The sequence below is a fragment of the Dyadobacter subterraneus genome (assembly GCF_015221875.1).
GTDB lineage: Bacteria > Bacteroidota > Bacteroidia > Cytophagales > Spirosomataceae > Dyadobacter > Dyadobacter subterraneus.
On sequence record NZ_JACYGY010000002.1, the window covers coordinates 1242715 to 1261855 of the forward strand.

Annotated in this window: 15 protein-coding genes and 1 riboswitch; of the genes, 10 read left to right on the plus strand and 5 right to left on the minus strand. The window is 38.0% G+C overall.

Translation table 11 applies throughout. The features are described 5' to 3' along the window. Window positions 1–245 precede the first annotated feature (245 nt). Complete coding sequence (locus IEE83_RS30705) at window positions 246–752, minus strand: C40 family peptidase (protein WP_194124525.1); 507 nt, start codon at window positions 750–752, stop codon at window positions 246–248. 281 nt (window positions 753–1033) lie between these two features. On the opposite strand from IEE83_RS30705, the gene IEE83_RS30710 reads away from it, so the two are divergent. From IEE83_RS30710 to IEE83_RS30725, 4 genes are all read left to right on the plus strand, one after another. After that, complete coding sequence (locus IEE83_RS30710; protein WP_194124526.1) at window positions 1034–2206, plus strand: AIR synthase-related protein; 1173 nt, start codon at window positions 1034–1036, stop codon at window positions 2204–2206. A 59-nt stretch (window positions 2207–2265) separates the two neighbouring features. Beyond that, window positions 2266–3342, plus strand: a complete 1077-nt coding sequence (locus tag IEE83_RS30715) for a Fic family protein (protein WP_194124527.1) — start codon at window positions 2266–2268, stop codon at window positions 3340–3342. A 186-nt stretch (window positions 3343–3528) separates the two neighbouring features. Continuing rightward, window positions 3529–5244 (plus strand): PQQ-dependent sugar dehydrogenase, encoded by a 1716-nt coding sequence (locus tag IEE83_RS30720; protein ID WP_194124528.1) that lies wholly within the window; start codon window positions 3529–3531, stop codon window positions 5242–5244. Window positions 5245–5396: 152 nt separating this feature from the next. After that, window positions 5397–6713 carry a WG repeat-containing protein gene (locus tag IEE83_RS30725; protein ID WP_194124529.1) on the plus strand — a complete coding sequence of 439 codons (1317 nt, stop codon included), beginning with the start codon at window positions 5397–5399 and terminating at the stop codon, window positions 6711–6713. Window positions 6714–6725: 12 nt separating this feature from the next. Here IEE83_RS30725 and IEE83_RS30730 read toward each other — a convergent pair whose 3' ends face one another. Then, window positions 6726–7700 (minus strand): glycosyltransferase family 9 protein, encoded by a 975-nt coding sequence (locus IEE83_RS30730; RefSeq protein ID WP_194124530.1) that lies wholly within the window; start codon window positions 7698–7700, stop codon window positions 6726–6728. 353 nt (window positions 7701–8053) lie between these two features. On the opposite strand from IEE83_RS30730, the gene IEE83_RS30735 reads away from it, so the two are divergent. The 6 genes from IEE83_RS30735 to IEE83_RS30760 all read left to right on the plus strand — a co-directional run bounded on the left by IEE83_RS30735 (window position 8054) and on the right by IEE83_RS30760 (window position 15352). Continuing rightward, window positions 8054–9079 (plus strand): glycosyl hydrolase family 18 protein, encoded by a 1026-nt coding sequence (locus IEE83_RS30735; protein ID WP_194124531.1) that lies wholly within the window; start codon window positions 8054–8056, stop codon window positions 9077–9079. Window positions 9080–9099: 20 nt separating this feature from the next. Then, window positions 9100–9795: a hypothetical protein gene (locus IEE83_RS30740; protein ID WP_194124532.1), complete on the plus strand. Its 696-nt coding sequence runs from the start codon at window positions 9100–9102 to the stop codon at window positions 9793–9795. A 59-nt stretch (window positions 9796–9854) separates the two neighbouring features. Further along, window positions 9855–10955, plus strand: a complete 1101-nt coding sequence (locus tag IEE83_RS30745; protein ID WP_194124533.1) for a serine hydrolase domain-containing protein — start codon at window positions 9855–9857, stop codon at window positions 10953–10955. 226 nt (window positions 10956–11181) lie between these two features. After that, the gene (locus IEE83_RS33495; protein WP_194124534.1) at window positions 11182–11973 is read left to right on the plus strand and encodes a DUF1801 domain-containing protein; all 792 of its coding nucleotides are present in this window, start codon (window positions 11182–11184) and stop codon (window positions 11971–11973) included. A 44-nt stretch (window positions 11974–12017) separates the two neighbouring features. Then, window positions 12018–12257, plus strand: coding sequence for a DUF433 domain-containing protein (locus IEE83_RS30755; protein ID WP_194124535.1), 240 nt, complete (start codon window positions 12018–12020; stop codon window positions 12255–12257). 411 nt (window positions 12258–12668) lie between these two features. After that, window positions 12669–12764, plus strand: a riboswitch (TPP riboswitch). A gap of 128 nt (window positions 12765–12892) precedes the next feature. After that, the gene (locus IEE83_RS30760) at window positions 12893–15352 is read left to right on the plus strand and encodes a TonB-dependent receptor (protein WP_194124536.1); all 2460 of its coding nucleotides are present in this window, start codon (window positions 12893–12895) and stop codon (window positions 15350–15352) included. 318 nt (window positions 15353–15670) lie between these two features. Here the strand turns inward: IEE83_RS30760 and IEE83_RS30765 are convergent, their stop codons facing one another. From IEE83_RS30765 to IEE83_RS30775, 3 genes are all read right to left on the minus strand, one after another. Next, entirely contained in the window at window positions 15671–15955 is a 285-nt protein-coding gene (locus IEE83_RS30765) for a hypothetical protein (protein WP_194124537.1), read from the minus strand. Further along, window positions 15952–16932 (minus strand): hypothetical protein, encoded by a 981-nt coding sequence (locus IEE83_RS30770; protein WP_194124538.1) that lies wholly within the window; start codon window positions 16930–16932, stop codon window positions 15952–15954. The genes IEE83_RS30765 and IEE83_RS30770 overlap by 4 nt, the downstream gene beginning before the upstream one ends. A gap of 191 nt (window positions 16933–17123) precedes the next feature. Further along, the gene (locus tag IEE83_RS30775; protein ID WP_194124539.1) at window positions 17124–18563 is read right to left on the minus strand and encodes a T9SS type A sorting domain-containing protein; all 1440 of its coding nucleotides are present in this window, start codon (window positions 18561–18563) and stop codon (window positions 17124–17126) included. Between the last annotated feature and the right edge of the window lie 578 nt (window positions 18564–19141).

Consider the following 19141-nt stretch of genomic DNA (forward strand, 5'->3'; position numbering starts at 1 on the left):
CAGTCAATCATGCGCTTAATGCTACAAATTTACAATCAATTGAGGAAACTCGGAGGAAATTGTTTTGCTAATATATTAGATTACACAGAGGTGCACAGAGCGGACTCCGCGCGGACAAAAAGAGGGACACAGAGGAATCGTAATTAAAAAGAAAGAAGTATTTAAATAAAATCTCTGTGTCCCCGCGCGGCGTCCGCTCTTTTTATCTCTGTGGTTCTCTGTGTAACCTACAAGTAAGCAAGAAATCAGTTAATCATTCGCCGGATGGCTACGAAGCGTTTTTGGTAATAATCAGCACTCAGCAGATCGTAACGTACACCGCCATTCCAGGCAGAATGTATGAAACGTACATATCCCGGGGCTATTTCGGTAATTATTCCAACATGCCCTACGCGAGAATCTTTTGAACTGTGACCTTTAAAAAAAATCAAATCACCTTTTCGTGCCTCGGAAAGATCAATTTGTTCACCTTTTTCAGATTGAGCTGCGCTTGAATGCGGCAAAAGAATATCCCATTTGCTAAAACAATAGCGCACAAAACCGGAACAATCAAAACCTTTTTTGGATGAACCGCCCGAGCGGTAACGGATATGAAGATGTTTATCGGCAAAAGAAACCAGAGATTCAATTGGGTTGAGCGTATCAGCAGCTGTTTTTGGAGGAGTTACAGTTTTTGCGTTTGCAAAATTTGACAATAAAACAGCGCAAAGAAACAGGCTTATAAGAACGGTACGTTGAATCAAATTCTGCATTCAGATTGGTTTAGGTTCTGATACTTAAACTTATGTCAATAGAAAATATTGTGTTTCCTATTAAAAACGTTAGAAGTTTAAAGATAACAAGGATTTGGCATTTAAGAAATTTTAAAGAATTAAGTTTTTGTGAACTTTCTTATTTTGCGTGTTAAGTCGTTAAGGGCCAGTGATTTTATGATTCTATTTGTCAATCGTCATGTTAAGCTTCATTCACCTCATCTTTTTTCCTATTTTTGCACCCTTCAATAAGAATATTTAGAATTAACCATACTTAACGCATGGAAACCACCGACCGTTATTTGCAACGCGGCGTATCTGCATCGAAAGAAGACGTACACAAGGCAATCGAGAATATTGACAAGGGCTTATATCCAAAAGCTTTTTGCAAAATTGTTCCTGATACGCTCGCCGGAGATCCGGAATATTGCACCATCATGCACGCGGACGGAGCGGGTACCAAAACTTCGCTGGCGTATTTGTATTGGAAAGAAACCGGTGATATTTCTGTCTGGAAAGGAATTGCACAGGATGCTATTGTAATGAACACGGATGATTTATTGTGTGTAGGCGCAACAGGTCCGATGCTTTATTCATCCACGATTGACAGAAATAAAAACCGTATTCCGGGTGAAGTTATCGCTGAGGTGATCAACGGTGCTGAGGAAATTCTGGATATGCTGCGCAGTTATGGCGTTGAAATATATAGTACCGGCGGTGAAACTGCTGATGTTGGAGATTTGGTGCGGACAGTTACTGTGAACAGTACAGTTATTGCCAGAATGAAGAGATCAGAAGTAGTGGATAACGCCAACATCCAGGCTGGTGACGTCATCGTTGGTCTGGCTTCTTACGGTCAGTCGAACTACGAAACTTCTTATAACGGAGGTATGGGCAGCAACGGACTGACCTCTGCACGTCATGACGTTTTAGGGAAATATCTTGCTGAAAAATATCCTGAAAGTTTTGATCCCGAAGTTAACAGCAATCTGATTTACAGTGGTTCAAAAAAACTGACAGATGCTGTTGAAGGAACGGATCTAAATGTGGGTCAATTAATTCTTTCTCCAACAAGAACATATGCTCCCGTAGCCAAAGCATTACTTGATGAACTTCGTCCGCAGATCCACGGCATGGTACATTGCAGCGGCGGCGGACAAACCAAGATTTTACATTTTGTTGATAATCTGCATATTATAAAAGATAATTTACTTCCCGTTCCACCTTTGTTCCGTTTAATACAGGAAGAAAGCAAAACTTCGTGGCAGGAAATGTATAAGGTTTTTAACATGGGTCATCGTTTGGAGATTTATTTATCCGAAGAAAATGCAGCCCGTGTTATTGAAATTTCACAATCATTTGGAATCGAAGCGCAGATTATCGGAAGGGTAGAAGCTTCTCCGGTTAAAAAACTGACGATTACGAGTGAGGCTGGGACGTTTTACTACGAATAACTTTTAACAATGATAAGTTCTTAAATGTTGGGTTTTGGGTTGAATACGATATTATAAATATGCATAAGACAATTCCATTACTTCCATTTAAGCAGGATGTTGAGACAAAGGCAATTTTGAAAAAAGTTGCAAAAGCGCATCAGGCATTAGCTGAGTTAAAAGGTATTGCTAAAAGTATACCTAACGAAGCGATATTGATCAATACACTTTCTTTGCAGGAAGCGAAAGACAGTTCAGCGATTGAAAATATTATAACTACCCATGATGAATTATATCAGAGTAATGCGCTTACCCAACAATTTGCGAGCATTGGTGCGAAAGAAGTATTTAATTACTCAAAAGCACTACAATATGGTTTTCAAATTGTGAAGGAAACTGGTATTCTTACAAATGGCTATATTCTTCAGATACAAAGTGAAATTGAAGGTAACACGGCAGGTTTTAGAAAGCTTCCAGGAACCTCTTTAAAAAATAATCAGACTGGTGAAGTCATATACATGCCACCGCAGCATCCTGATGAAATTGTCAGATTGATGGACAATTTGGAGCATTTTATCAATGATGATGAGTTGAGTGATTTAGATCCATTAGTGAAAATGGCTATTATTCATCATCAATTTGAAAGTATTCATCCTTTTTATGATGGAAATGGGCGAACCGGACGGATTATTAATATTCTTTATCTTGTTAAACAAGATCTTTTAAACTTGCCAATTTTATATCTCAGCAGGTATATCAATCTCAATAAAAGAAAATACTACCAATTGTTACAAGAGGTAAGGAATGATGGTAATTGGGAAAGCTGGATTATGTTTATTCTTGAAGGTATTGAGAGTGTTTCAAAGCAAACCATAGTTTTGTTAGGAGATATAAAGAACCAAATGCAGAATTATAAAAATGAAATACGATCAAATTTACCCAAAATTTATAGTCAGGATCTTTTAAATAATTTGTTCAGACATCCCTATACAAAAATAGAGTTCGTTTCAGATGAATTAGCAGTCTCTCGACAAACTGCATCTAAATATTTAGATGAATTACAAAAAATAGGATTAATAAGTAAGGTGAAATTAGGTAAAGAGAATTACTATGTGAATAATGCTTTATACAAATTATTGATCAATGTTAACGCATAATTAATGTGTTAATAAAATGACTTTTTTTTAACCTAATAGAAAAACATGTTAAAAAAACGACTTTTTCTTAACATGTCACTACTTCGCAAAAATGGTTTCCTAATAAAGTAGTATTCAGGATATTACATGGCATGAATGTTGTACAAGTACTTGTACAACTATTTCTCATCGTTAAATTCATCAACCATGGAAAAATTCAACCTGAAAAAAAGGATTGTAAACCTGTCAGTCCTGGTGCTTATTTGCTTGCTGCTTTGCAAAAATCAAAGTTTTTCACAGCCAACAATTTATTTTAAGTCTGTAATTTCCAGTGGATTAAATTCTCCAATACAACTTGTCAATGCTGGTGACGGAACAAATCGAATTTTTATTGTCGAAAAAGGAGGTACTATTAAAGTATTTAATTCAGCTTTTACCTCACTTGGTACTTTTCTCACCGTTGACGGAGTTTTAAATAGTGGCGAGCAAGGGCTGTTAAGTATGGCCTTTCACCCTGACTATGAAACGAACGGGACATTTTTTGTTTATTACAACAATCTTGACGGCAATCTGGAAATAGCCCGATATAAAGTAAATCCCGGAAATGCTAATCTGGCTAATGAGGGATCAAAAACCATTGTAAAAACGATTCTCCATCCTGATCAGCCAAACCATAATGGGGGTGAACTTCATTTTGGCAGTGATGGATATTTGTATCTGTCAATTGGTGATGGCGGCGGCGGTGATGATCCTAATAATAATGCACAGAATCCAACCAGACTTCTTGGTAAAATTTTGAGGATTGCGGTCAATACAACCGATGTTGGGCCCATTTATACAAATCCTGCCGACAATCCTTATCCTGACGGAAACGGGGGTAAAAATGAAGTTTTTGCCACAGGATTAAGAAATCCTTTTCGGTGGAGTTTTGATAGCGGAACCGGCGACATGTGGATTGGAGATGTTGGACAGGGCGCTCGGGAAGAAATTAACCATCGTACTGCCGCTACCTTATCAGCTGCGAATTATGGCTGGGGTTGTTATGAGGGAACACTTACACATAATAATGCCGATTGTATACCTAATGCCCAATATCATTTTCCTATACATGAGTATGTTACAAACAGTGCCGCAGGCAATTCTGTCGTAGGCGGGGTTGTTTACAGGGGAACGCTACATCCGGAAATGCAGGGATATTATATCGGTGGTGATTTTAAGTCGGGCAATCTTCACATCATCGGGCCTGTAAGCGGGACTATTACAACAACCGTTCGAACTTCCACTATTACCGATGTTGCTGATTTCGGAGAGGCAGAAAATGGTGAAATTTATGCGGTTGCCTTAACATCCGGTGCCGTTTATAATCTTACACCACAGAATCCACTTCCAGTTGACCTGATCAGTTTCACAGGAGTTTCGGGCAATGAAGGTGTGAGATTGAACTGGAAAACTGCAATGGAGAAAGATTTCCGGCAGTTTGATGTTGAGTATAGTACCAATGCAAAATCATTTTCGCAGGTAGGAAGTGTATATCCTAAAAATAGCGTAACCGGAAGTGAGTATCAGTTTTTTCACTCTGTTAACAGCGCTCAAACGCTTTATTATCGTTTGAAAATGGTAGACCAGGACGATAGTTTCAAATATTCTACCATTATCAGTATCGATTCCGGCAATGAAAATGTCAGTGCAAATTTTGTGCGTCCCTCGTTAATAGATAGTAAAATGATGCACCTTTTGATTGAAGAACCTTTTAATTCTTTTGAACTTGTGAGTGCAAATGGAAATGTTTTGATGCGAAAAGATATTACCAATGAAAGCGGGGATTTGAATATTCCTGTTGAAAGTGTATCCTCCGGAATGTATATCGTAAGATTGCAGGGGAATGAGAGAATTTTAAATCAAAAAGTTTTGATTGTAAAATAAAATTTTGAACCATATATTTTTTCGTTTGAACCATCAATATTATGCTCCTGTGCATATATTGATGGTTTTTTTTCAAAAAAGAAAATTAACTTTCCGTCTGGGATTTCTCTACGGAAATGAATTTCGCCTTTTGTATTAGAAACTAAAATTTTATGATTGCCAAAACCAGTAAGTTTTCATTGCTTTTTATCCTCCTGGGCGTATGCATTTTTGTGAAAGCAAATGCTGCGGAAAATCCGGATTGGCTTAAAAAATATCAGGAGCATGAACAGTTTGGGAATGTATATGTTGTCAAAACGATAGAAAGATCGGGTGGGGCATACGCCAGTTTTCTGGTGGACAGAAATGGGAACAAGCTGACACCTGCTTACAGGGATATCGGTAAATTTTCAAATGGTCTTGCGGAATTCGTGACTTTTGAAAATCATCAGGGAGCGTTGGGAATGCATGGGTATATCAATAAAAACGGGAAAATAATTATTCCGGCGATTTATCGTGGCGCAGGAGAATTTAAAAATGGTATTACGTATGTCATGTATCCAAAAGGGAAACAATTCGGGCTGACTTATCTTGATACACTGGGAAAAGAGATTTATAAAATCCCCGTTGAGTTGTTTCCCAACGATTTTTTGATTGGCAAAGCACAGGCAGCCTATGTTGCTTACCACGATTGTCAGGAAGATTTTATCTGGCATGTAAACGGAAACCTGACGACACTAAACTGGGATTTTGGAAGATATACCGAGGTAGATATTAAAAAAGCAAAAGAACCATTTCGTTTTTATTATCACGGAAAATTCGGGATTGTTGATAAAAACATGATTTTACGTGTCCCGGTTGCATTGGATGATATTGATCTGATTTACAAACATTCCGGGCGAGGATTAGCGAGAGTCAGATACGGTAAGAAATTTGGTTATGTGAGTTCAAAAACGGGGGAAATAGTTATTCCGTTTTTATATGATGATACCCAAAAACCATCATTGGGCCGTTATTGGGTAAAAAAAGGAAATAAATGGGGTTGTATTAATAAGAAGGGAGAAACCGTTATTCCGTTTTTGTACGACTATGCCGGAAGGTTTATGGATGAAAACCGGGCCTCGGTTTCTCTCAATGGAAAATTTGGTCACATTGATACGACGGGAAAAATTACCACGCCGATTATTTATCAGTCTGCTTCCTATTTTAAACATGGCGTGGCGATGATTCAGCTGAATAATAAATACGCTTATGTTGATACGACCGGAAAAGTGATTACCAAAACCTGGTTTAGCGAGGCTGAACCTTTTAGGGAAGAAATGGTTGTGACAGAAAAATACGGGATTTTTTATGACATGTCACCTGACGGGAATTTTCAATTTAAAGGATTTTCTTCTGCCTGGAAAGCAACGTTAATTATGATACTTTTATCGGCCCTGCTGTTTATTCCGTACAGATTTGGTTTTAGGTTCAGGAAGTCCAGAAGCTGATGAGGAACCGGTTTAATTATCTGTAATCTTTTCCCATTTTTTTATTTCCTGCAACACTTCCTCTGCCGAAATACTGTCAAGATCTTCTGTGGTTGTCTGTATAAAGCTTGCCCGACGTCCGATTGGACCCCACCTTCCGGCATGTTTTGGTCTGTTTTTTGGAAATAAACCCAGGGTATTTATTCCTGTTGCTGCTGCGAGGTGCATTGGACCAGTACTTCCGGCAACCAGCCCGTCGGCATCATGTATGAAAGAAATTAGTTGATCAAGCGGGAGTTTTCCCGTTAAGTCTACAACATGTTTTGGTAAAGTTTCCAGCCAGGATTTTAATTCCAGATGTTCCTTTTCGGAGCCTGTGATATATACACGAAAAAGCTCGGGATCAAGTAAATCAATTAATTCCGAAAAACGATCTAATTTCCATTCCAATGCATTTCCGTTGGATTTCGGATGCAAAATGATATTGAACTTATCCGTTTTAAGCAATGCCGAAAATTCATCCGGTAAAGCTGCGAAATTTTTAAGGTGATAATATTCCCACAATTTGTCAGGAGCTTTACCACCTCCCAACGGACGAAGCAGTCGAAAGTGAAGGTTAGCTTCATGATCGTCGGATACTTTTCTACGTAACCATACCAGCCTGTTACAAGTAACCCAGTGGTAAGGACGGCTAATGGTACCAACCCTTTTACGAATGCCAGCATCTTTGCCCAAATTGGCCAGATCGGGCTGAGTTATCAAGTGCAAAATCGCATCAAATCTAAACGCTTTGATAAATGCTGTCTGCTCTTTTTTAGGCATCGCAAACACTTCATCATAATCAATGAAAGTGTCTACCGCATCACTGGCATCTACCACCGGTTTGGTGTATTTTCTTGCTAAAATTGCAACCTTGGAGCCCGGGAAAGTTTGTTTTATATAACCGCAAAGAGGAAGGGTCAAAACAACATCTCCGATCGCATCCACTCTGGTAACTAAAATATGCATTTGTCTGGTATTCTCAATCTGATTGGTAAAAGCCAATACGCTACAGCGAATCTGGCGCTTGCATGAAGCCCTTTTTGCTACAAATACTATACCATGATAACATTTGTTGCAAAATGACAAGAATAGAATCTTATCAATAAGCTTTGTAATATTAACCGATGGTAAAATTAAAAATTGCATTTGATTAATCTAAAATTGATTTGACTTTTCAAGCACGTAAATTGGCGACGAGAAACTGTTTGTTTTTCACTTCTACGTTTTGTAGTTTATCAAAAACTGATTTTTGTTTAAATTTCCGGAACGGAAATTATCCAAAATCAAGGCAAAAGGACTAAAAGTAAATTAACTGAATCATGAAATGCTCATTGAAAATAAAACAGTTAAACCTGGAAAATATTTCTTTCACTTCAGTTATTTCAATACTGTTTTGCGGGTTGCTTTTTCTATTAATATCATGCAGTAAAAAATCAATTACGATCGATAATTCCAAATCCACCTTCCGAGTCATCGGCTATTTACCGGGGAGGGAAAATCTGGTACAATCCGCTAATACCATTGATTATAGTAAAATAACGCATTTGAATATTGCCTTTATCAATCCTGATTCTTCCGGAACCTTGCAGGGAACAGAAAATCTGAACGCAGTTGCCGCAATTGCGCATTCAAAAAATGTCAAAATAATGGCATCCATCGGCGGAGGAGGCGCTCCCAAATATTATCCTTCGTTTTTAATTGGGGATAAAAAGTCAAAACTGATAACAGATCTTGTAAATCTGGCTGTCGAAAGCAATCTGGATGGCATTGATGTGGACTTGGAAGGCGACCTTATTGATGCAAATTATGAAAACTTTGTAATCGATCTGGCGGCACAGTTAAAACTTAAAAACAAAATGATAACTGCTGCTATCGCAACGGTTTACAAAGATCAGTTTTCCGATAAAGCGTTGGCACAATTCGATTTTGTCAATATCATGTCTTACGACAGAACCGGTCCGTGGAATCCATCAAAACCAGGTCCGCATGCGCCTTATGAAATGGCCGTCGAAGATGTTGAGTATTGGAATAAAACACGTGGTATCACAAAAGAAAAACTGAGTCTGGGCGTTCCGTTTTATGGATATGGTTTTGGAGGAACAGCACCTGAAAGTATTTCGTGGAAAACCCTTTTGCTCAATTATCCAAATGCTGTTCAAACAGATGAATTCAACGTAAACGGCGGTACAATTTATTACAACGGAATTCCAACAATTCGTAAAAAAACTGCACTAGCTTTGGAGAAAACAGGAGGAATTATGATCTGGCAATTGTTGCAGGACGACAACGGGGCAAAATCGCTGTTGGGAAATATAGATGAAGTGATTCATACAAAAGAAAAATAATAAGTCATACGATCAGGAAAATGAATAAATACCTTATCCCTCTACTTTTTCTTTTGTTTTCTCCGGTATCGACGTTTTCTCAAAATGTTAAAATTCAGATCGTAGCCCCAAAAGAATTCATGGGACGAAAGGCAATTTTACTCACCCGGGAAAAAGGATTTGCTGCAATTGTACATTCCATTAAGCTCAATTCTGACATTTTTAATCTCCAAATTGCTAATGATCTTGTGCCCGATCTTTATCAACTGCATATTTCACAGGTTAAAGGATCACTTCTTTTTTTTCTGGAATCCGGGACAAAAATTCAACTGGATACTACGGATGTTTCAAAATCCATTGTAACAAATTCCAAAAGCAATCCGGAATGGAAATTATTTGAGGATAGCCTACAAAAACCTTATGATCAGCGAATTAATGATTATTCACAAGGTGAAAAACGTGCACGTAAGGAAAGAAATGCTGACAGTCTAAATTATTGGGTTGACAAACAAGCCATTGAAAAAGAAGATCTTGTCAGGAAAACGGGTGAATACATTGCCGGCCACCTGGATTCATATGTCAGTTTGTATTTGATGAAAATCAATTGGTATGCTTTTAAAAATGACAAGCTTTTTGAGAAATTGGACAAATCATTGGCCGTGCACAGGACATATAAATTTCTGGAAGAAAAAAATCGGAAAGCAGATAAAACCGGAGCTTTGGGTCATAACCTATAAGATTGAATTATAGGGCGATACCAATTTTAGTTATATATTATCCTGATAAAAATCCTCAAATGAAAGCCCTGCCTAAAAAATTGTTGTGGACCTTACTTATAGTTTTGGTTACTATTCTTATCTATACTTTATTACCGAGAGTTTGGTATAAGAAAAGCACTTACGGAACAGAACTTCCCCAATCTTCGCTATTGCCAGCAGCCATAAAAAACAATTTATCAAAATTCATCACAGATACTGCGCAAAATGCCCAGGCCGTGGTTGTTTTGCACAACGAAAAAATAATTCTGGAAGCAGGTGATACTGAAAAACTTATCAACTGCCATTCCGCCCGGAAAAGTATGATGAGCGTTTTATTTGGTATAGCAAAAGAAAAGGGATTTTTGACGCTGAATGAAACATTGGGCCAGCTAGGAATTGATGAAAGTAAAATGCCACTGACCGCGCAGGAAAAATCTGCGACTATCCGGGATTTATTAATGGCACGCTCGGGCGTATACCTTCCGGCGGAAGCCGAAACTGATTTTGCAAAGGCGCACCGGCCAAAAAGAGAGCAATACAAACCGGGAGAATTTTTCTTTTATAATAATTTCGATTTCAATGTCCTTGGTGCTATTCTTGAAAAAAAGACAGGGAAAACAATTGGTGAGTTTATGGAAAAGTACCTGGCTCAACCGCTAGGAATGCAGGAATTTGCACCTTCAAATATTGTCTACGGAAATCCATGGCCGGTCCGGAGCGACAATTCTGATTACCGGGTTTACTGGATGTTTCTCAGCGCCCGTGATTTCGCCAGAGTTGGTGCATTGGTAGCGCAAAAAGGGAAGTGGAATAATAAGCAAATTGTTTCGGCCCAATGGATTGAAGAAAGTACAAAAATGTATACTGATAGCCTTGATGAAAGTATGTGGCCGTTTGACGGTTATTCCTATCTGTGGTGGCTGGATAAAGATAATAACACAATCTGGGCAGATGGATATGGCGGACAATTTCTGCTCATTGACACAACCAGAAATCTTGTTTTATCACAGAGAAATTTCACAGGAAATTCTTTGATTACCTCAGGATTATTTCAATTGAAAAAGAAAAGGGATGGGAGTAGGAGACAGCTTATGTATGTGTATGATCATTTGAAAAATTATATCAAACCCAATAACTAATCCCAGCTTAAAGACTCCTGATTCATTAATTGTAAAAAATATCTGAAGCAGCGCTGATTCAATTCTGTGCTGCTTTTTTTGTCTGAGTTTCAGATACAAATTAACATTTCGATAATTTTTTGTATTTTTCTTAACAAATTTTAATCTTGACGGGAAATAAAACCTCTATAATTCAGTCGGTTACACATTTGTAAAAATATTGTTTGACCTTAATCCTCACACAGCCATGACAAAAAACAATCCTGATGTTGACAGCTACATCGCCGCCTTTCCAAAGGAAATCCAAAAGCTTTTGGAAGAAATGCGTCAGACAATCCGGAAAGTTGCACCGGATGCGGAAGAAAAAATCGGTTATGGAATACCGACATTTACTTTGAATGGGAATCTGGTTCATTATGCTGCTTTCAAAAATCACATTGGATTTTATCCCGCACCCCGCGGACTGGAAGCTTTTAAGAAAGAATTGTCAGGATATAAAGGTGCGAAAGGATCGGTCCAGTTTCCATTTGACAAACCACTGCCGCTTGATTTGGTAGCAAAAATCACAAAATACAGAATTGAACAAAACCTGGCAAAAGCAGATTCAAAATCTAAAAAGAAAACACCCGTAAAACCTCCCAAACTTTCAGATAAAGAACAGGTCACAGAACATATTCAAAAACTGGATCCTGAATTAGGAAAAGTGATTGAAGCGATACGAAAAATCATTTTAAGTACCGACAAAGAAATTGCTGAACATATCAAATGGAATAATCCCAGCTTTTATTATACCGGCGAAATGAAACCGTTTGAGCCGAAGGAGTATAAAAGAGATATCGTTGTAATGAACCTGCACAAAGGAAGAATCATGCTCGTTTTCCCAAGCGGCGCCAGGGTTAAAGACACAACAGGATTTCTTGAAGGAGATTACAAAGATGGACGAAGAACGGTGGTTTTTAAGGATTTGGATGATGTGAAATCAAAAGAAAAAACTTTGAAAAGTGTGGTGAAGGAGTGGTTGAGTTTGGTGGAGAAGTAAATTTGAATTAATCATTTATTAACTAAAATTTACTATTTTTAAGTATGGAAATTAAAACACTCGTTACAATAGACAAAGATATCTTAGGCGGTCAACCTGTCTTTGCGGGAACACGTGTGCCTGTTGAAACGCTGTTTGATCATTTGGAAGCGGGTGTTTCATTGGATGATTTTTTAGAAGATTTCCCGACTGTATCCAAAAGCCAGGCTATAGCAGTTCTTGAAACAGCAAATAAATTCCTTACTTCCAAAAATATCGAGCAGCTATATGCGACTGTTGCTTGATGAAACTTACCTAAGCGTTTAAAGCTTGATTTTCCTGATCATGAAGTTTTTACCGTTCGGGATAAAGAGTGGAATGGTGTGAAAAATGGAGAATTATTGAAGTTAATGCTTGAAGATAATTTTGACGTTTTGCTAACCTTCGACAAAAATCTCCAACATCAGCAAAAATTTTCCAAATACACGATCACCTTTTGTGTTAACAGCACATATCAATATTTACTCTGAATTAACTAAACTTTCGGATCAAATTAATAATCATTTAAAATCTGGACAACTGGCGCTGGGGCCAATTATTATTCAAGCAGATTGAAGATATTAGCACACTTATTTACGATTCGCGATTTGCAAATCAAAAATTAACATCAGTAATTTCCCCTTGTTTCCCCACTACAAACCACTTAACTTTACATCATAATCTCAAAGGGGTGCCCTACCTAACGGGCTGAGATCATACCCATATTACCTGATCCGGATAATGCCGGCGTAGGAAGAGAAAGCTAAACTTAGGACCAGCGAAAATCAACAAAAACATATTGATTTTCAAGCTCAATAAAGTCGGCTGAATCGAATAATTATATTTATTGAACCAAAAGGATAGGTGGCCCCTTGCCTGTTCGTAACAATTATTGATCGCAATGCGAAACGTTACGACTTGTCTTTTAACACTCGTTATCAGCACATTACTGAGCATATCTGTTTTTGCTCAAAAAACACTAACTGGTCAGGTTACCGATCAGGAAGATGGAAAATCACTTCCCGGCGCTACTATCCGCGCAGGAGAAATCCGCGGAACAACTACTGATGCCAACGGTAGATTTACGCTTCGAAATATCTCCGATAATATTGGCATATTGGAAATTTCTTACATTGGCTATCAAACGATAAAACTTGAAACTGCCAATTTTAGCGATGGAAAGCCGCTTGAAATAAAACTGCAAAAAAGCACATTCCAGGCTGATGAAGTGATTGTGAATGCAACCCGCGTTACTGATAAAACCGGGATGGCTTACACCAACGTGACTGCGGAGGCTTTGAACAAACAAAATCTTGGACAAGATTTACCTGTATTGCTAAATTTCACACCCTCATTGGTAAGTACAAGTGATGCGGGTGGCGGAGTTGGTTATACTGGAATCAGAATTCGTGGTACGGATGCAACACGTATTAATGTAACAGTGAATGGAATTCCTTATAATGACGCCGAAAGTCAGGGCGTTTACTGGGTTAATATGCCGGATTTCGCTTCTTCCGTGAGCAGTATTCAAATTCAGCGTGGTGTTGGAACTTCAACAAATGGCTCTGGTGCTTTCGGCGCAACGGTCAATATCAGCACCAACCAATTCCGCAAGGAAGCTTATGCGGAGCTTAACAATTCCTATGGTTCTTTTAATACTTTTAAAAATACCTTCAAAGTTGGCAGCGGTTTAATCAAGGATAAATTCACATTTGACGCCCGTTTGTCCCGCGTTTCTTCGGATGGTTTTGTCGACAGGGCTTCTTCGGAATTACATTCTTACTATTTGTCAGGAGCCTATTTTGGCGGAAAAAGTTTTGTTCGGGTGAATGTTTTCTCGGGAAAGGAAAGAACTTACCAATCCTGGAATGGTGTTCCGGAGGCAAAACTCAGGGGCGACCGCGAAGGGATTTTATCTTATATCAATCGCAACGGACTTGATGAGCAGGATGCACAAAACCTGATCAATTCCAACGACCGAACTTACAATTCCTACACCTATAAAAACGAGGTTGATAATTACCGTCAGGATCATTACCAGGTTGTAACTTCTCACACGCTTTCTAATAATCTGACTTTAAACGTTAACGGTTTTCTGGTGCGCGGTCTTGGTTATTATGAGCAGTATCGTAAAAATGACAGTTTCAGTAATTATAATTTGCCTGATATAATTTCAGGAAGTGATACCATTTCAGGAACGGATCTGATACGCCGCAGATGGCTTGACAATTATTTCTACGGCTCCACATTTTCGCTGGACTATAACAGTTTCAAAAAGCTGACTGCCAGTGTTGGTGGTGGTTATACTTATTATACCGGTGATCATTATGGAGAAATTGTCTGGGCCAGAAATGCCGGTGCTACTGAAAACGAACAACGTTATTATTTCAACAAAGGCGTCAAAAAGGATTTTAATATTTATGGAAAACTTTACTATCAATTCACTGAAAAGCTAAATGCTTTTGGTGATCTGCAATACCGCAGCGTAAGTCATAAAATTGATGGCAAGGATAATGAAATGGTCCAGATGAATTTTGACCAGTCATATTCCTTTATTAACCCAAAAGCAGGTATAACCTATCAATTGGCGCCGCAAAGTTCTGTTTATGCCTCGTACAGTGTTGGTAATAAAGAGCCAAACCGCGACGACTTTGCAGCTTCCACAACCCGACTTTTCCCAAAAAGTGAAAGGCTAAATAACGTCGAAGCCGGATTTCGTCTGCAACAGGGAAAATGGATGGTAGCGGCAAATTACTATCTGATGCATTACAAAAATCAGCTGGTACTAACCGGCCAGATTAATGATGTTGGAAATTCTATCCGTGTGAATGTGCCAAAAAGCTACCGGACAGGAATTGAGCTAGAAGGAGCCGTTGCTTTTAATTCACACTTGAAATGGAATGCCAACGCAACATTCAGCCAGAATAAAATTGCCAATTTCACCGAGTATATTGTCAATTATGACACCGGCGGTTATGATATGGTTAATCATGGAAAGTCGGATATTTCGTTTTCTCCGAATGTAATTGTAGGAAGTCAGTTTACTTACAGTCCGCAGAAAAACCTGGAATTTGCTTTATTGACCAAGTATGTTGGCAAACAATATCTTGATAATACTTCGACTGAAACGCGTCGTCTTGATGCTTATTTCACAAATGACCTACGCCTTACTTACACGGTCAAGCCGAAATGGATTAAAGAAATCTCGTTTAATTTTCTGCTCAATAATATTTTCAGCGAACGTTATGAATCGAATGGATACACTTACGGGTATATCAGCGGAGGTGCTTTGACACAGGAAAATTTCTATTTCCCGCAGGCAGGACGCAATTTTTTAGTTGGAGTGAATTTCCATTTTTAGAAATTTACAAAGGATTTAAAAGCAAAAGAGAACGTCTATGGCGTTCTCTTTTGCTTTTAAAATAGTTCGGTGCGCTGCACCTAAACCTTCGGATTTGCAATTCCTGGCTAGAAGTATTACGGTGCTCTGTACCTTAAAATAAATACTTACATCGTTATCTTCTAAAAATATTTTGATGCTCTGCACATTAATCCTGGAAAATTGATATTGCCACAAAATACGATTATCAGAGAGGTGCGGAGCACTGTGATATTTGTAGCATATGAAATCTGAAGTGGAAATAAGGTGCGGAGCACCGTAATAATTAACGCTCCGATATCAACTCAAAAGCTCCATTTCCTTCAACATTTCAATATACTTTTCTCCATTCAACCGACCAGAAAAAAAGCTGTCTGCCATTTTTCCATCCGTCAATTTCAATTGACTGGAAACTGTTTCCATCAATTCCGGACTTAGCGGTGCTTTTCCCAGATATGTAAAAACAGCTTGTTTTTTCCCGTCAACAACCAGATAATGCAACTGGTGATGTTCTTTCTCCGAGAATAATTCAAAACCTTGTTTTTGTAATGCTCTCTGTATATCCTTACTTTTTCTTGCTTTCATTTGATTGCCTTAACGATGGTCAACAATTTATTTTTCAGGATAATGGCTTCGTTTGAAAGCACTTCATCCTGTTCCAAACCAAAATTTTGGTATAAGGCGTGGAAAGTAAAATTGAATGCTGCCTCAGCTTCTTCTCTCGTCGTTCCCCAAACGCAAATATCCAAAGGCTGGAATGCAATTACATAAGCCTGGTTTTCAAAGTTCACTTCACAATTCAGCTTATCATGAAGCACATATAATTTTTCGTCATACTTAATGATATCCGGACTATAAGGATATGTCCCATGTTCCATTTCTTCGATCAAAAGAACCTTTTTAATATCCTTTTTGCTCAAATCAGCTGATGCATCCTTTCCTCCGATTTTGGCATATATTTTGGCAAAACGGTAAACAGTTTTCTCCTTTTTTACTTTTGCTTTTTTTGGAAAATACAAATCGGTAAAACTCTTATCCGGCGTTCTCAGGTTTAGTTTTTTCCCTTTGGCATCAATCAGAAAAAGTTTAAACGGGCGGTCGGACGAAGTTGCGGTGAAAAGCGGTTTGTATATCCGGTTTCTTTCTTCGGGCGAATATTTATCGATCGCCTGATTCATATACTGTGGTTCTTCAAAATTCCCGAACAGAATATTTTTCTTGAATTCCGAAAAGGCATTTCTTTTCCAATCGTCAATATCGGTTGTAAAAAGGCTTGGCGGCTCTACAATATTGGAAGCAACAGCGGCTTCGAAACTGCTGAATTTAAGATCGACAATTAATAATTCCAGTTCCTTTTTCAATCCGTCCAAAACCTTTGGAGACTTTTCATAGGCTGCCCTGAACTTGTCATTCTTCAAAAATTCTATTTCAATAAAATTCAGAAATGAAGTATTTAGATTATTTAAAACCGTGATAACGGAAGATAATCTTGCCGTATGTCCGGCAGTTTGTTGAGGGTCAATCTGAAACCTAAAAGCAATTCTCCTTAATTCTTCCAACATTATAAAACATCCTTTAATAAATAGGTAACCACAAAGATCATTGTATCTGGCAAAATAATGGCACTTCAGACAAAAATAATTTGAACTTTTTGCAAGACTTAAATAAAAGAAGACTGCCTCGTTGCAAGGCAGTCTTCTTTCATAATTATGCAATTCAAAAATTCCAGGGGCTGAAATGTCTTGACTGTTTACTAGTGACGAATCACAATTTTGTTCGAATTTTGAGTGCCGTCGGTTCTTAAAACCTTTACAATATACAATCCATTGGACAATCCTTCTACGTTGATTCCTTTTGTCGGAGAAATCGAGTTTGCCTGCTGAACAATCTGCCCGTTTGAATTAAAAATTGATAACTCCTTAACACTTTGGTTAGAAACATCCTGCACAAAAAGTTCGTTGGAGACAGGGTTAGGGAAAAGCGTTACAGCAAGATCTTTTCCATCAATTGATACGCTCTCAATACGGCTGTATGCGAACGTGCCATCCTTATCCACCATTTTTAACCGATAGTAATTAGTACTGTTTTTTGGATCAGTATCAGTAAAGTCATACCTTTTAATTTCTGAACTTTCGTTACCTGCCTGAACTTTTCCTAAAACATTCCATTGTTTAGCGTCTGTACTGTGTTGAATATCAAAATAATCACTATTTTTTTCCTGCGTAGTAGTCCAATTTAAGACAACGCTTTTAGTTGCTTCGGAAGGTTGAACTTTTGCTGAAAAACTTGCCAGTGTTACCGGTAAAGGATCAATTGTGTAAGTGTAAATAAGACAAACTCCTCCTAGTGCATTCGTTACTTCCTGGCTTGAAGTATTACCCCCCGAATTTGTAATGGTTTTTGAAGCAGTTCCCGATATTGGAAACGTGATAGTCCCGGTTCCGATATAATTTGGATTGAATGCTGCAATATTTGTTGTACTTGTTTTTCCGGAGGTAATATCAAAATAGGATAGCGATGTTCCCGCTGCTATATCTATAGGGTTTTGATTATCTGCATTTTCGTCTTCATCGTTAGCAAATACTTTGGTTGTGACAAGATTAGACAAAGTCGCAGCACTAAATGGATTTCCAATTTTAACGCTTGCACCGATTATTAATTTTTGGATTTGCGAAGTCGTTGTCGTTGATACTACAATAGTAGGGTTCGCAACCAGCGCTGATGAAAAAACCTGCACGCTCGACAAAGTTGCAAGAGAATTAATTGGAATAGCCTTATCAACTGTTACAGACTGGGTGGTAAAAGGTGTTAATGTTGGTACCGAAACATTACAATTAGTAATCGTATTTGTGTTTCTTGTTAACGTTAGCCCACCATCAGGAGCTGTATTTTCACCTGCCGACGCAACAAATGCTGCGGATGGATTTACGGTTTTTGCTGTAAACCCGCTTGTTGGGAATTCGTAATTCACAATGTAGCTAACACCGGATCTTCCACTTAAAGTGAATTTTCCATTTGCATCACTAATGGCATAAGAAACAATAATGTTATCGCCACCTGAAACCACACGTGTCAAACGTGCCAGAATACCCGGAAGAGTTTTCGTACCTTCAATGGTAACAGTACCGGTAATTTGTGCATCATGATTACCGCTGAAATCCGGACTAGGAAGTACAGGTAATGTTTGTGACATGGCGTTTATACTGGCAAACACCAAAAAGAAGAACGAGGAGATTTTTGTGAAAGGTTTCATAAAAGTTATTACATAAATGATTGGATTGTGGCAGAAGTCAAATTGTTCAGAGCTGCTGCTGCTTTAACTCTGTTTAAAATGATGTTTATAAAGTAACCTTTGGTTGCATATTATAAATGAACAATAACATTGCACCCGGGAAATACCGGTCAAATTTATTTCAACATTTTTAAGTGGTACGTTACAGTGCGCTTTACTCTGAAAAAAAGAATTTGAAAATGATTGTACTTACTGAAATGTGTGTGAAGTTTAAATAACGCCGAATAAAAAATATTCTAGGTCCCTTGAAATATTTCGATTCAAAATTAGAGAAAATAAAGTGAGCAGATTAATTTGAAATATGATTTTTTGAAGAAATGTTAGAAAACAAATAAATTACTACTTTTTTGAATCGTAATTTTCTACTCCTTTGTAGAATAATTTCTATAACAAAACCGTATTTAGGCAAAACTGGACGAATCCTGAGAAAATTCAAAATGTAGTTAAGCGAAAAATGGACAGCTGTATAGAAAAATTTC

Coding starts and splice junctions, on each gene's coding strand:
- IEE83_RS30720 (WP_194124528.1), top strand. CDS start 3,529: ATGGAAAAATTCAACCTGAAAAAAAGGATTGTAAACCTGTCAGTCCTG.
- IEE83_RS30760 (WP_194124536.1), top strand. CDS start 12,893: ATGCGAAACGTTACGACTTGTCTTTTAACACTCGTTATCAGCACATTA.
- IEE83_RS30715 (WP_194124527.1), top strand. CDS start 2,266: ATGCATAAGACAATTCCATTACTTCCATTTAAGCAGGATGTTGAGACA.
- IEE83_RS30765 (WP_194124537.1), bottom strand. CDS start 15,955: ATGAAAGCAAGAAAAAGTAAGGATATACAGAGAGCATTACAAAAACAA.
- IEE83_RS30710 (WP_194124526.1), top strand. CDS start 1,034: ATGGAAACCACCGACCGTTATTTGCAACGCGGCGTATCTGCATCGAAA.
- IEE83_RS30775 (WP_194124539.1), bottom strand. CDS start 18,563: ATGTCACAAACATTACCTGTACTTCCTAGTCCGGATTTCAGCGGTAAT.
- IEE83_RS33495 (WP_194124534.1), top strand. CDS start 11,182: ATGACAAAAAACAATCCTGATGTTGACAGCTACATCGCCGCCTTTCCA.
- IEE83_RS30705 (WP_194124525.1), bottom strand. CDS start 752: ATGCAGAATTTGATTCAACGTACCGTTCTTATAAGCCTGTTTCTTTGC.
- IEE83_RS30770 (WP_194124538.1), bottom strand. CDS start 16,932: ATGTTGGAAGAATTAAGGAGAATTGCTTTTAGGTTTCAGATTGACCCT.
- IEE83_RS30725 (WP_194124529.1), top strand. CDS start 5,397: ATGATTGCCAAAACCAGTAAGTTTTCATTGCTTTTTATCCTCCTGGGC.
- IEE83_RS30735 (WP_194124531.1), top strand. CDS start 8,054: ATGAAATGCTCATTGAAAATAAAACAGTTAAACCTGGAAAATATTTCT.
- IEE83_RS30740 (WP_194124532.1), top strand. CDS start 9,100: ATGAATAAATACCTTATCCCTCTACTTTTTCTTTTGTTTTCTCCGGTA.
- IEE83_RS30755 (WP_194124535.1), top strand. CDS start 12,018: ATGGAAATTAAAACACTCGTTACAATAGACAAAGATATCTTAGGCGGT.
- IEE83_RS30745 (WP_194124533.1), top strand. CDS start 9,855: ATGAAAGCCCTGCCTAAAAAATTGTTGTGGACCTTACTTATAGTTTTG.
- IEE83_RS30730 (WP_194124530.1), bottom strand. CDS start 7,700: ATGCATATTTTAGTTACCAGAGTGGATGCGATCGGAGATGTTGTTTTG.